This is a genomic window from Streptomyces sp. NPDC028910, from assembly GCF_055564955.1.
The window spans coordinates 46,513-60,071 of record NZ_JBVHVF010000013.1; the positions used below are offsets into that span (position 1 = coordinate 46,513).

Below are 13,559 nucleotides of genomic sequence, written 5' to 3' on the forward strand. Positions count from 1 at the left end.
GATCTCCCTGGTCTGGACCAGGGAAGTGCTCCGTATGACCTCCTTCGGATGATTTCCGCCCGTCAGGGATTCCTTCTCCGGCCAGGACGGTCGCCTTGGCCTATACCTGTGCGCATGAGAGTCCTGCGACGCGCGCTCGGCGCCCTCCTCGTCCTCGGCGCGGCCCCGGCCCTGACCACGGCCTGCACCGCCGCCCGCGGTGACGACGCCCGTCCCGGCGACGACCCGCCCGCGGCCCTCGCCCCCTTCGAACGGCTCCTGCCCGCCCCGGCCGCCGCGCGCGCCGCCGGCCCCGGGTACTCCTTCGGGCCGGGCACGGTCATCCGTACGGGCCGGGGCGCGGGCGAGGAGGTCCGCCGGGTGGGCGAGCTCCTCGCGGAGCAGCTGCGCGGCCCGAGCGGGCTGCCGCTGCCGGTGGTCGACGGGGCGCAGGGGGACGGGATCCGGCTCGGCATCGACGAGCGGGCCGAAGGGCTGGGGGACGAGGGCTACCGGCTGGAGTCCGGCCCGAGCGGGATCACCCTCACCGCGCGCACACCGGCCGGGCTGTTCCGCGCGGGGCAGACGCTGCGGCAGCTGGTGCCCGTGACCGGTCCCGGCACGGTACCGGGCGGGACGGTCACCGACCGGCCGCGCTTCGCCTACCGGGGGGCCATGGTCGACATCGCGCGGCACTTCTTCACGGTGGAGCAGGTGAAGAGGTACGTGGACCAGCTCGCCCAGTACAAGGTCAACGCGCTGCACCTGCACCTGACCGACGACCAGGGGTGGCGCCTCGCGATCGACTCCTGGCCGCGGCTGGCGCAGTACGGGGGCGCCAGCGAGGTCGGCGGCGGCCCCGGCGGCCACTGGACCAAGGCGGACTACCGGGAGCTGGTGGCGTACGCGGCGGAGCGGTACGTGGACGTGGTCCCGGAGATCGACATGCCGGGCCACACGAACGCGGCGCTCGCCTCCTACGCGGAGCTGAACTGCGACGGGAAGGCCCCGCCGCGGTACACCGGGACCAAGGTGGGCTTCAGCTCGCTGTGCGTCGGCAAGGAGCGGACGTACGAGTTCATCGACGAGGTGCTCGGCGAGCTGGCGGAGCTGACGCCGGGCCGCTACCTGCACATCGGCGGCGACGAGGCGCACGTGACGCCGGCGGCGGACTACGCGGCCTTCATGGACCGGGCGCAGGCGGTGGTGGCACGGCACGGCAAGACGGTGGTGGCCTGGCACCAGCTGGCGGCGGCGCGGCCGGCGCGGGGGGCGGTGCTCCAGTACTGGGGCCACGACAAGACCTCGGCCGCGGACAAGGCGACCGTGGCGGCGGCGGCGAAGGCGGGGCACCCGGTGATCCTGTCGCCGGCGGACCGGCTGTACCTGGACATGAAGTACGACGCGAAGACGAAGCCGGGGCTGGGGTGGGCCGGCTTCGTCCCGGTGTCGCGGGCGTACTCCTGGGACCCGGGGGCCTATCTGGCCGGGGCCGGGGTCCCAGAGTCCTCCGTCCTGGGCGTGGAGGCGCCGCTGTGGACGGAGAACGTCGCGACGCGGGGCGACTGGGAGCTGATGGCGTTCCCGCGGGTCCTGGGCCTGGCGGAGCTCGGCTGGTCGCCGGCGGGCTCGCTCGACTGGGCCTCGTACAGCCGCCGCCTGGCCGCACAGGCGCCTCGGCTGGACGCCCAGGGCATCGGCTTCTTCCGCTCACCGGAGGTGCCGTGGTCTTAGACCGTGTCCTATGTGGTGAGGCGGTCGCTGAGTCGTTCATGGGGCGGGGTACGTGGAGTTGGTTCGCGGCGATCGTCTACGTGCTGGTCAGCGGGTGTGCCTGGCGGGCTCTGCCGCCGTGTTTCGGGATATCGAAGTCGACAGTTCCTCGACTCCGCCCACGTGAGGGCCGAAAAGGGGCGAACTCACAGGTCCGAGCCCTGTGGACCGGGGCAAGCCGGGTTCCAAGATGCACGTCCTGTCGGACGCGAACGGGCTGCCCCTCGTTGTCGGCCTCTCGGCCGCCAACACCCACGACAGCCAAGCCCTGAAGCGAGACACGACCCCCATCGCGGCCGCCACTCCAAGCCTCAACGCCTGCACGCCGACGAGGCCCACGATGTTCCCCACCTGCGGAAATGGCTCCGCGGCAAGCGGATCGGCGTCCGCATAGCCCGCATGACGAGCTCCTCCACCTGCACGGACTGGCGCAGCACGGCCACGTCTTCTTCGGCGACATAGCGTGCGCTGCTACAAGCCGTGCAGGCCAAAGGCGAGCAACTGGCACAGGAGGCCGACACCCTGGGCTGGAACTCCGATCTGAGTCGACGGCGCGGAGGCCATCCGTCCGGAACCGACGGTTCTTCCCAGGCCAGGGACGCGTACGCATGTCCGATCTGTGCGACCCCTTGACGTACGGAGCTCGAGTCGACACGCTCCGTGCTCGGACAACGGCGGAGCCGGGCACATCGGCGTGCCCGTCTCGCTGCTTGGATTCCTAGGGGGGAATCAATGAACGCGTTATCGACGCGTGTGCGCATACCCATGCATGTACGGGCTCTCCTGGCCGGACTCGCGGTCCTGGCCCTCGCCCTGACCAGCATGGTCGCCCTGGCGCCCAGCGCCTCGGCCGCGCCCGTGCCCGACGCCTCGGCCAGCCCCACGGCCGTCGCCCGGTACGGCACCTCCACCGTGAAGCTGAAACTCGACGGCGAGTCCAGCACCCAGTCGACACCGACCGACCTGGTCCTCGTGCTCGACGAGTCCGGCAGCATCGACGCCACCGAGTGGGGCCAGCTGAAGGACTTCGCCAAGAGCGTGGTCAACGGCGTGGCGGCCCACGGCCTGTTCACCAACGGCGGCAGGGTCGGCGTCGTCGGATTCGCCGACGGCGTGACACCGCCGGTCAGCGCGCTCAGCGGCGACCAGAACGCCGTCCTGAACGCCATCGACACCAACCCCAAGCAGAACACCGGCACGTGCATCGCCTGTGGCCTGGCCGAGGCCAACGTCGTCATGGGGGCGGACAACCCCGCCCGCAACCAGCTGGTGATCGTCATCACCGACGGCGAGGCGACCAGCGGCAACACGGCCGCCGAGGCCGCCGCCCTGCAGGGCAAGGCCACCGTCTTCGCCGTGGGCGTCGGCGGAGGGATCCAGCAGGCCACTCTGGAGGTCATCGCCAGCGGCCCCGGCTCCGACAACACCTTCTCGGCCGGTGACTTCGGCAACCTCGACACCCTCCTGAAGGCGATCGTCGAGGCGGTAGTGGTGCCCGGCGCCACCCACCCGTCCATCGCGGTCACGCTCGACGCGCCCTGGGAACTCGTGGCCGGCACCGTGACCGCGAACCTCGCCGGATCGGCCGTGAACAACGTCACCGCCGACGGATTCACCTGGTCCCGGGCCGATCTCGGGGACGAGAACCTGGAGATCACCTACCAGGTGAAGCACCGCGGCGCCCCCTGCGGGCCGCTGGACGTGAACAAGTCCGTCGTCTACCACGACGACCAGAACGCCGCCGTGGCCTTCCCGAAGGTCGTCGTCACCGTCAACTGCCTGCCGCCCGTCGCCGTCGCCGGCCCCGACAAGACCGTGGACGAGGGCTCTGCGGTGACGCTCGACGGCTCCGCCAGCCACGACCCGGACGGCACCGTCGTCTCGTACGCCTGGAGCGGTGCCGATGCCGGCGTCGGATCCCTGGCGAACGCCGGTGCGGCGGTGGCCACGTACAACGGTCTGGACGACGGCGGCGACGCCGTGACGCTCACCGTGACGGACGACAACGGCCTCACGGACGACGACTCCACCACCGTGACGGTCAAGAACGTCGCCCCGGACCTCACCCTGACCACCTGTCCCATCGACCCCCACGCGGTGAACACCGACGTCTCCTTCGCCGGTACGTTCACCGATCCGGGCACGCTCGACACCCACACGATGTCGGTCGCCTGGGGCGACGGGACCACCACCGAGGCGCCCGGCGTGAGCTCCCCCGTGGGCAGCACGCATCAGTACGCGGCCGCGGGCATCTACGACATCGCCGTCACCGTCACGGACGACGACGGCGGGTCCGACACCCAGCACTGCGGCTTCGTCGTCGTGTACGACCCCAACGGCGGCTTCGTGACCGGCGGCGGCTGGATCACCTCGCCGGCCGGCGCCTACCCGGCCGACCCGGGGGCCACCGGGCGCGCGAACTTCGGCTTCGTGTCGAAGTACAAGAAGGGTGCGACCGTACCCACCGGCAGCACCGAGTTCCAGTTCAAGGCCGGGAATCTCAACTTCCACTCCGCCGACTACCAGTGGCTGGTCGTCGCCGGTGACAAGGCCATCTTCAAGGGCACGGGTACGGTCAACGGCGCCGCCGGGTACTCGTTCATGCTCACCGCAACCGATGGCACGCCGGACACGTTCCGGATGAGGGTGTGGAAGACCGCGGACGACACCCTCGTCTATGACAACCAGATCGGCTCGGCGCCCGACGCCGACCCGACGACCGCCCTCGGGGGCGGATCGATCGTCATCCACAAGGGCTGACGCCCGCACGCCCTGCTGACGGCCCGCCCGAATGGGCGGGCCGTCGGTGCGGTCATGCCGGGTCATGACCGCTGCGCAGGAATGAGCGGCGCCTCACCGAACTCCGTGCCTGAACCGAAGCGAGCCGCCGCCCTCGGCCGCGCGCCCGCGGCGGGGTAGTTCCTCCCTACGCCGACACCCATCGGACGTCGCCCCGAAGGTGCCGAGATTCCCGTTTCGGCGCACCGGCCGCCCATCTGTCCATCGAAGTACGGATGAACGTGCTGACTGGGCCGGACTCATCAGGCGTATCCGGTGTTCCGCCACCCTGTGCCCGCACCTTCGACGGTGGGATCAACGGCTCAGCGATCTCGCCGGGGTTGGAGGCGCGGGTTCGGGGCGGAGCCCCGAGAGGCGGGGGGGGGCGGCCGAGGGACCGTATCGGCCGCCCGCCCCCCTCGTCACCGCCGCGCGGCGAACCGTGCGACGGGGTTCTTGAGGGTGCCGATCAGCTGGAGTGCGGCGGACGGGTCGGCGAGGTCGACCATCTGCTTGTTGTTCCGCAGCTGGAGGCGGTTCAGGCAGGACAGCTGGAACTCCTCCGCGAAGAGGTCGTACCGCTCGAAGCGCTCCGCGAGCTGCGGCATCGAGTCCTGGTAGGCGTGGGCGCAGTCGGCGACCGCCCGCCAGAAGGTGTCCTCCTCGCAGATGCCCTCCGCCGCCAGGATCGGGCCCAGGAAGCGGAAGAAGCAGTCGAAGACGTCCGTGAAGACCGACAGCAGCTTCATGTCCTCCGGAATGTCCGCCCGGACCCGCTCGACCGCGGGCGGCAGCACCGCGTCCGGGTCCATGACGACGATCTCCTCGGCGATGTCCTTGAAGATCGCCCGCTTCACCACGCCGCCCTCGATGACGAGGATGGTGTTCTCGCCGTGCGGCATGTACGCGAGGTCGTACTGGTAGAAGCAGTGCAGGAGGGGGACCAGGTAGGCCCGGAGGTAGTGGCGCAGCCACTCGGCCGGGGTCAGGCCGGACTCCTCGATCAGGGCGCCGACGAAGGACCTGCCCTCGGCGTCTACGTGCAGGAGCGCGGCCATGGTGGCCAGGCGCTCCTCGCCCCGGAGGGAGTTGACCGGGGACTCGCGCCACAGCGCGGCCAGCATCTTGCGGTACGGGGAGTACCGGTCCGTGGCGCGCTCGTACTGCCGGTGGCGGTAGCCGATCGCCGCCCGCTCGCGGATGATCGAGAAGTCGACGGACTTGAGCACGGGGTCCGACTCGATCAGCTGGTGGAGCCAGTCGTTGATGGCCGGGGTGGCCTCCATGTACGCGGCCGACAGGCCCCGCATGAAGCCCATGTTCAGCACCGAGATGGCCGTTTTGACGTAGTGCTTCCCGGGGGCACTGGTGTTGAAGAAGGTGCGGATCGACTGCTGCGCCAGGTACGCGTCCGTGCCTTCGCCCAGCAGGACCAGGCGGCGGTTGGCGATCTCGGCGGCGAAGGTGACCGTGGTCTTGTTCCACCACTGCCAGGGGTGGACCGGGAAGAGGTGGTAGTCCGCCAGGTCCAGGCCGAGAGCGGTCATCCTGGCGGAGAAGGCCGAGATCGTCCCGTCGCCCAGTTCGGCGCGCATGAAGGTGTCGTGGTCCAGGCCCGCGCCGGCGGTGAAGGTGGAGACGTCCTTGCGGGCCGCCACCCACACCAGGTGGACCGGACTCGCCGTCTCCGGCGCGTACGAGAGGTACTCGTGCACGCCGAAACCGAGGCGGCCGTTGTTCGCCACGAAGCAGGGGTGGCCCTCGGTCATGCCCGTCTCGATGTCCTGGAAGGAGGACTTCGCGAGGACGGCGGCGGGGACCTGCGGCTTGGTGTACTTGAAGCCCGAGCCGGCCAGGGTGGAGGAGATCTCCTCCAAGTAGACCGGCAGGACTTCGGCGCTCAGGCCCAGGGCCTGCTGGAGCTCGATGTGGAAGTCGAGCGCGTCCAGCGGCAGCTCGGCGCCGTCCTGGTGGCGGGTGATCGAGGCCTCGTCCACCGCCCAGTGGTCGAGGGCGTGCAGGACGGCCTCGAACCGGTACTCCACCGCACCGTCGTCACTGAGGACGCGGTAGCGGCCGGAGCCCAGCGGCTCCGGGGTCAGCAGGCGTTCGTGGGAGAACTCCGCGAGGGCCTTGCGGACCAGCGCGCGGTTCGCGCGGGCCCACAGCTCCGGGGAGAGGTGGGAGACGGCGTCGGCGAGGCTCATATCGAGAGCTCCTTCGTGATGCCGGTGGCCGCCTCGAAGCGGGCGCGGGTGCAGAAGCTCAGCAGGGCTTCCTTCTCCGGCTTCCGGATGGGGCGCTCGGGCACGAAGCCGACGGCCTCGTTCAGGGCGTGCACGGCGGTGTTGCGGACGTCCGGCTCCACCACGACGCGCTCGGTCGCCGGGTCGGCGAAGACGGCCGTCATGACGGTGGTGATGACCGCGCGGGTGAACCCGTGCACCGGCCGGTCGCTGGGCGCGACGAGGAAGTGCATGCCGACGTCGCCGGGCCGGGCCTCGTACAGGCCGACCAGTTCCAGCCGGCTCGGGTCGTACGTCTCCATCAGGAAGGCCGGGCGGCCCTCGTGCAGGCCGATGAAGGCCTGGTGGTGCTCGGCCGCGGCGATCCTCATGTACTCGCGTTCGACGTCCGGCAGCGAGGCGTCCTGCATCATCCAGAACGCGGCCTTGGGGTGCGTGACCCAGCCGTGGAGCAGCTCCGCGTCGGCGAAGGGGTCCAGGGGGCGGATCGAGAAGGTCCCGAGGGCCGCGTCGGTGCGGCTGTGGACGATCTCGGTGGTGGTGGTGCTCATACGTGCGTGCCTTCCGGGACTGCGAACTGCTGGAACGCGATGGACTTCTCGACCTTGTAGTACTGGCGGCCGAGGAGCTCACCGATGATGTACGCGTTGCGGTACGCGGCCATGCCCAGGTCGGGCGAGGTGAGGGAGTGGTTGTGGGTCGTGCCGTTCTGCAGGAAGACCCCGCGGCCGGTGGTGTCGACGGTGTAGTTGCGGGCGGCGTCCAGCCGTCCGTGCCCGTCGAAGTTCAGCCGGTCGCGCACGGGGGCGAGGAACTCGGGGAAGCGGTACTTGTAGCCGGTGGCCAGGACCAGCCCCTCGGTGGTGAGGGAGAAGTCCCGCTCCTGCTCCTCCTGGCGCAGCCCCAGGGTGTAGATGCCCGTGGTGGTGTCGTACGCCGAGCTGTTGAGCGAGGTGTTGGTCAGCAGAGTGGTCGGGACGGAGCCCGGCATGGTGATCTTCTTCTGGTAGAGCAGGTCGAAGATGGCGTTGATCAGGTCGCCGTCGATGCCCTTGAAGAGGTTCTTCTGCTGGGTCTCCAGCCGGTAGCGGGTGTCCTCGGGGAGGGCGTGGAAGTAGTCCACGTACTCGGGGGAGGTCATCTCCAGCGTCAGCTTCGTGTACTCCAGCGGGAAGAACCGCGCTGAGCGCGTGACCCAGTTCAGCTGGTAGCCGTGCACGTCGATCTCGGCGAGGAGGTCGTAGTAGATCTCGGCCGCGCTCTGGCCGGAGCCGACCAGCGTGATCGACTTCTTCTTCTGCAGCTCCGGCTTGTGCCGCATGTAGGAGGAGTTGTGCAGGAAGTCGCCGCCGAGTCCGGCGCAGGCCTCCGGGACGAAGGGCGGGGTGCCGGTGCCCAGGACCAGGCGGCGGGCCAGGTGGGTCTCGCCCTTGTCGGTGTGGACCTCGTAGAGCCCGGCCCGCTCGTCGTAGGTGACCTCGGTGACGGAGGTGGAGTACAGGACGTTGTCGAGCCGGTCGGCGGCCCAGCGGCAGTAGTCGTTGTACTCGGCCCGCAGCGGGTAGAAGTTCTCCCGGATGTAGAAGGGGTACAGGCGGTCCTGGTCCTTCAGGTAGTTCAGGAAGGAGAAGGGCGAGGTCGGGTCGGCGAGGGTGACCAGGTCCGACATGAACGGCGTCTGCAGGTGTGCGCCGTCGAGGAACATTCCGGCGTGCCACTCGAAGTGCGGCTTCGACTCGATGAAGAGCCCGTCGAGCTCGTCGATCGGTGCGGTCAGGCAGGCGAGTCCCAGATTGAAGGGACCCAGGCCGATGCCGATGAAGTCGTGGGGCTTAACGGTGGACGGCAAGGGATTCTCCCAGGAACTGCTCGGCGTGTGCGGCGAGAAGGTCGAGGACGGCGGTGATGTCGGCCGTCGTGGTCTGCGGGTTGAGGAGGGTGAACTTCAGGTACTGCCGGCCGTCCACCTTGGTGCCGGCGACGACGGCCTCACCGGAGGCGAACAGGGCCTTGCGGGCGTGCAGATTGGCCTCGTCGACCAGGTCCCCGCGGACGTCGCCTTCCGGCAGGTAGCGGAAGACGAGGGTGGAGATCTGGGGCCGGACGACGACCTCGAAGCGCGGGTCGGCGTCGATGATGTCCCAGCCGGCGGCGGCCAGGTCGATGACCTCGTCGAAGAGCGAGCCGAGGCCGTCGGCGCCCATGACGCGCAGGGTCATCCAGAGCTTGAGCGCGTCGAAGCGGCGCGTCGTCTGGATGGACTTGTCGACCTGGTTGGGGATGCGCTCCTCGGCCATCCGGCGCGGGTTGAGGTAGTCCGCGTGGTACGTGGCGTGCTTCAGCGTGTCGCGGTCGCGCACCAGCATCGCGCTGGAACTGACCGGCTGGAAGAAGGACTTGTGGTAGTCGACCGTGACCGAGTCGGCGTGCTCGATCCCGTCGAGGAGGTGCCGGCGGGTGGGGGAGACCAGCAGTCCGCAGCCGTACGCGGCGTCCACGTGCATCCACGCGGAGTGCTCGGAGGCCAGGCGGGCGATCGCGGGGAGCGGGTCGATGGACCCGAAGTCGGTGGTGCCGGCGGTGGCGACGACGGCCATCGGGAAGAGGCCCTCGGCGGCGCACTGCTCCAGTTCCAGGGCGAGCACCGCGGTGTCCATCCGGCGGTTGCGGTCGACCGGGACGGCGATGACGGCCTCGTAGCCGAGTCCGAGCATGGCGGCCGACTTCTTCACGCTGAAGTGGCTGGCCTCGGAGGTGAAGATGCGCAGCTTCGGGAGCAGTTCGGCCTTGGTGAGCGCGCGGCCCCGGTCCAGCTCCTTCTTCATCACGAGGCGGCAGGCCTCGTCACGGGCGAGGAGCAGCGCGTGGAAGTTGGACTGGCTGCCGCCGGAGGTGAAGATGCCGTCCGCGCCGGGGCCGAGGCCGATGCGCTGGGCGGTCCAGTCGATGAGGCGGCGCTCGATCAGCGTGCCGCCGATGGACTGGTCCCAGGTGTCGAGGGAGGAGTTGACGGCCGAGAGGACCGCCTCGCCCAGCACCGCCGGGATGACGACCGGGCAGTTGAGGTGCCCGAGGTAGCGCGGGTGGTGGAAGTACACGGCGTCGCGCAGGTAGACGTCCTCCAGCTCGTCCAGGACGGCGGCCGCGTCTTCGAGCGGCTTGTCCAGGTCGATCCCGTTGATGACCGGGGCGAGTTCGTCCACGGATATACCGGTGTGGGGCCGCTGCGTGGTCGCGAGTTTGGCGGCGACACGCTCGACGCCCTCGGTGACGGCACGCCGGTAGAGGTCCGCGGTCGTCTCGTTCAGCAGATGCGAGCGCATCAACTTTCCTCCGGGCAAGGGGAGCGGGGGCGGGGGGATGTAGTTAGGTTAGCCTAACCTAACTTGAACGCAAAACAGAGATGGGCCCCGGCTTGCCCGCCGGGGCCCATCTCTCAAATCGCTTAAATCGCTTATCTGCTGCGTCAGTTGACTACAGCTCGGAAGTGCATTCCTCACTGGGTGCCTGGCCCGCGTACGCCTCGGCGAGGAGCTGCTCCTCGCTCGCTCCGAGCCTCCAGTAGCCCGTGAAACGCACCGCGCGACGGTCGACGCCCCGTTCCCGCACGAAGTGGCGGCGCACCGCGCGCACGGTGCCCGCCTCGCCCGCCAGCCAGGCGTACGGGGCTTCGGGCGTGGCCGGTTCGGTCGAGCGCAACGCGCTCAGCACCTGCTCGGTCCGCTCCCGGCCCGCGCCCTCGCGCACGATCCAGGTGATGTCCGCGTCGGCGAGGGTCGTCAGCGCGAGCCGGTCGTCCGCGTGCGGGACCTCGAACCAGGCCCGGACCCGGGTCCCGGCGGCCAGCCGGTCCAGGATCGCGGCCGCGGCCGGCAGGGCGGTCTCGTCCGCGTACATCCAGATCGCGTCGGTGGCGGCCGGGGGCTGGAACCGTACGGACTTGTTCTGCGCGACGGCCGGACCGATCGCCAGGATCCGGCGGCCGGTGACCGCCCGACCCGCCCAGCGGGATGCGGGGGACGAGTCCCCGTGCAGGACGAAGTCGATGTCGACCTCGTCCGCGCCACCGGGCGTACGGCGCTGCTCGCGCACGGTGTAGGAGCGCATCACCGGCCGCTCCTCGTCCGGCATCCCGCGCCAGGCGGCGAACCAGGTGTCCTCGTCCGTGGACGGGAGCACGGTGTGCTCCCGGTCGGACGGGGGCAGGAAGAGCGACAGGCTCTGGTCGAAGCCGCCCGAGCGGAAGTCCGCGAGGGACTCACCGCCGAAGGTGACCCGCAGGAAGGAGTGGCCGAGGCGGCGCGTGCGGACCACTTCGAGCTCGAAGAACCGGAAGTGCGTGACGGCCGGGGTGTCGTCGGACGCGGTGTCGCCGGACCCGGTGTCGTCGGACCCGGTGTCGTCGGACCCGGTGTCCTCGGACGCGGTGACGGTCATGATCAGCCGAGCTTCTTGGCGCTCTGGATGGCCTTCGCGAGGTCCTCCAGGATCTGGGCGCACTTGTCGTACGAGTAGATCGGCTCGGTGACGCGCGGGGCGACCTGGCCGGCCTTGACCGCGGGGAGCTCGGCCCAGGTGGGCTTCTCCTTCTTCAGGGTCTCGGGCTGCAGGGCAGTGCTCCGGTTGTCGAGCAGGATGACGTCCGCCTTGTACTTGCCGGCGTTCTCCCAGCTGAGGCTCTCGTAGAAGCCGCCCTCGTCCAGCTTGTCCGGGGTGACGAACTCGACGCCGAGCTGCTTGAAGTACTTGAGGTCGGCCGAGGTGTCGGGGGTGGAGGCGTAGAAGACGTCCGGGTAGCCGGATCCGGCGAGCACCTTGACGCCCGGGTTGGCCTTGGTGGCCTCGCGCACCTTCGCGGCGGCGGCCTCGAAGCGGGCCTTGGAGTCGACGGTGGCCTTGGCGTTCATGTCGGCGCCCAGGGCCTTGGCGAGTTCCGCGGTGCGCTCCAGCGCCTTGTCCATGGTGACGTTGCCGCCCACACCGATCGCGGCGGCCGGGGCCAGCTTCAGGATCTTGTCCTTGGAGGCCTCCGGCACGTACCAGTAGCTGCCGTCCCAGGTGTTGGTGACGAGCAGTTCGGGCTGGAGGGCCGCGTACTTCTCGACGTTGAACTCGTCGTAGACGTTGCCGAGGATCTCGACCTTGGAGATGTCCATCGAACCGGCCTGGACGTCGGCCTTGCCGTCGGCGGTCCTGGTCGGGCCGAACACGCCCTTGACCGGGACCCCGTAGTCGTACAGCGCGGCGGCGGTGCCGGTGAAGGCGACGATGTTCTTCGGCTTGGACGGGAGGGTGATCGGGTCCTTGCCGAGGTCGTCCTTGAAGGTCCAGGAGCCGGAGGACGCGGCGCCCTTGTCCTTGCCGTCACCCTTCGCCGAGTCGGTGCCGCCGCACGCGGCGAGCGCCGCGACGAGGCCGAGGGCGCCGCCCGCCGCGATGAATCCGCGACGGGTGAGGGAGGAGGTTCGGGACTTGGGCATGTCGGTTTCCGTTTTCGTGCGTGCCGGGCGGCCACTGAGCCGTTCGGAAGGAAGGTTAGCCTAACCTTGGCTGGAAAAGGTAAGGGGGCCCTAAGTTCTTGGGCCCCCTCTGTCCCGCCGGCGTCCGTACGAGCCCTGCGGCTAGGCGGAGAAGCCCAGCTCACGGGCGATCAGCATGCGCTGGACCTCGCTGGTGCCCTCGCCGATCTCCAGGATCTTCGAATCCCGCCACATGCGCGCCACCGGGTACTCGTTCATGAACCCGTAGCCGCCGTGGATCTGGGTCGCCTCACGGGCGTTGTCGACGGCGACCGTGGAGGAGTACAGCTTGGCGATCGCCGCCTCCTTCTTGAACGGCTCCCCGAGGACCAGCCGGGAGGCCGCGTCGCGCCAGCCGATACGGGCCATGTGGGCGCGCATCTCCATGTCGGCCAGCTTGAACTGGATGGCCTGGTTGTCGCCGATCGCCTTGCCGAAGGCGTGCCGCTCCTTGGCGTACTTGACCGACTCGTCCACACAGCCCTGCGCCAGACCGGTCGCGAGCGCGGAGATCGCGATCCGGCCCTCGTCGAGGATCCGCAGGAACTGCGCGTAGCCGCGGCCCTCCTCGCCCACCAGGTTGGCCAGCGGGACCCGTACGCCGTCGAAGGACAGCTCACGGGTGTCCGAGGCGTTCCAGCCCACCTTCGAGTAGGGGGCGGCCACCGTGAAGCCCGGGGTGCCGGACGGGACGATGATCGAGGAGATCTCCGGGCGGCCGTCGGCCTTGCGCCCCGTCACGGCGGTGACCGTGACCAGACCGGTGATGTCCGTACCGGAGTTGGTGATGAAGCACTTCGAGCCGTTGATCACCCACTCGTCGCCCTCGCGGACCGCCGTGGTGCGCGTGCCGCCGGCGTCGGAGCCCGCGCCGGGCTCGGTCAGACCGAAGGCCCCGAGGATCTCGCCGGAGCACATCTTCGGCAGCCACTGACGCTTCTGCTCCTCGGAGCCGAAGAGGTAGATCGGCATGGCGCCGAGGGAGACCCCGGCCTCCAGGGTGATGGCGACCGAGGAGTCGACGCGGGCCAGCTCCTCCAGGGCGATGCCGAGGGCGAGGTAGTCGCCGCCCATGCCCCCGTACTCCTCCGGGAAGGGCAGGCCGAACAGGCCCATGCGGCCCATCTCGCGGACGATCTCGTACGGGAACTCGTGCCGCTCGTACAGGTCGCCGATCTTCGGCGCGATGACGTCGTGCGCGAACTCCTCGACGGTGCGGCGGAGTTCCTCGTGCTCGGGGGTGAGCCGGTGGTCGAGGGACATG

Annotated in this window: 9 protein-coding genes and 1 pseudogene; 3 read left to right on the forward strand and 7 right to left on the reverse strand. The window is 69.8% G+C overall.

All coding sequences use genetic code 11. The features are described from left to right. Nucleotides 1-114: 114 nt before the first annotated feature. The 3 genes and pseudogenes from ACZ4TV_RS17750 (at nucleotide 115) to ACZ4TV_RS17760 (ending at nucleotide 4,512) form a co-directional block, all read left to right on the forward strand. Nucleotides 115-1,713, forward strand: a complete 1,599-nt coding sequence (locus ACZ4TV_RS17750) for a beta-N-acetylhexosaminidase (RefSeq protein ID WP_468135586.1) — start codon at nucleotides 115-117, stop codon at nucleotides 1,711-1,713. 38 nt (nucleotides 1,714-1,751) lie between these two features. Beyond that, nucleotides 1,752-2,151, forward strand: a pseudogene (locus ACZ4TV_RS17755) (transposase); the annotation flags it as partial. Nucleotides 2,152-2,517: 366 nt separating this feature from the next. After that, the gene (locus ACZ4TV_RS17760) at nucleotides 2,518-4,512 is read left to right on the forward strand and encodes a VWA domain-containing protein (protein WP_468135587.1); all 1,995 of its coding nucleotides are present in this window, start codon (nucleotides 2,518-2,520) and stop codon (nucleotides 4,510-4,512) included. A 440-nt stretch (nucleotides 4,513-4,952) separates the two neighbouring features. On the opposite strand, the gene ACZ4TV_RS17765 is transcribed toward ACZ4TV_RS17760, so the two are convergent. From ACZ4TV_RS17765 to ACZ4TV_RS17795, 7 genes are all read right to left on the reverse strand, one after another. Beyond that, complete coding sequence (locus ACZ4TV_RS17765) at nucleotides 4,953-6,737, reverse strand: IucA/IucC family protein (protein WP_468135588.1); 1,785 nt, start codon at nucleotides 6,735-6,737, stop codon at nucleotides 4,953-4,955. Next, complete coding sequence (locus ACZ4TV_RS17770) at nucleotides 6,734-7,327, reverse strand: GNAT family N-acetyltransferase (RefSeq protein WP_468135589.1); 594 nt, start codon at nucleotides 7,325-7,327, stop codon at nucleotides 6,734-6,736. The genes ACZ4TV_RS17765 and ACZ4TV_RS17770 overlap by 4 nt, the downstream gene beginning before the upstream one ends. Beyond that, nucleotides 7,324-8,625 (reverse strand): lysine N(6)-hydroxylase/L-ornithine N(5)-oxygenase family protein, encoded by a 1,302-nt coding sequence (locus ACZ4TV_RS17775; protein WP_468135590.1) that lies wholly within the window; start codon nucleotides 8,623-8,625, stop codon nucleotides 7,324-7,326. Before ACZ4TV_RS17775 ends, ACZ4TV_RS17770 begins: the two co-directional genes overlap by 4 nt. After that, the gene (locus tag ACZ4TV_RS17780; RefSeq protein ID WP_468135591.1) at nucleotides 8,609-10,099 is read right to left on the reverse strand and encodes a pyridoxal phosphate-dependent decarboxylase family protein; all 1,491 of its coding nucleotides are present in this window, start codon (nucleotides 10,097-10,099) and stop codon (nucleotides 8,609-8,611) included. The genes ACZ4TV_RS17775 and ACZ4TV_RS17780 overlap by 17 nt, the downstream gene beginning before the upstream one ends. A 151-nt stretch (nucleotides 10,100-10,250) precedes the next feature. Then, the gene (locus ACZ4TV_RS17785) at nucleotides 10,251-11,213 is read right to left on the reverse strand and encodes a siderophore-interacting protein (protein WP_468135592.1); all 963 of its coding nucleotides are present in this window, start codon (nucleotides 11,211-11,213) and stop codon (nucleotides 10,251-10,253) included. A 2-nt stretch (nucleotides 11,214-11,215) separates the two neighbouring features. Next, the gene (locus ACZ4TV_RS17790) at nucleotides 11,216-12,256 is read right to left on the reverse strand and encodes an ABC transporter substrate-binding protein (protein ID WP_468135593.1); all 1,041 of its coding nucleotides are present in this window, start codon (nucleotides 12,254-12,256) and stop codon (nucleotides 11,216-11,218) included. A gap of 141 nt (nucleotides 12,257-12,397) precedes the next feature. Beyond that, entirely contained in the window at nucleotides 12,398-13,558 is a 1,161-nt protein-coding gene (locus ACZ4TV_RS17795; RefSeq protein WP_468135594.1) for an acyl-CoA dehydrogenase family protein, read from the reverse strand. Between the last annotated feature and the right edge of the window lies 1 nt (nucleotide 13,559).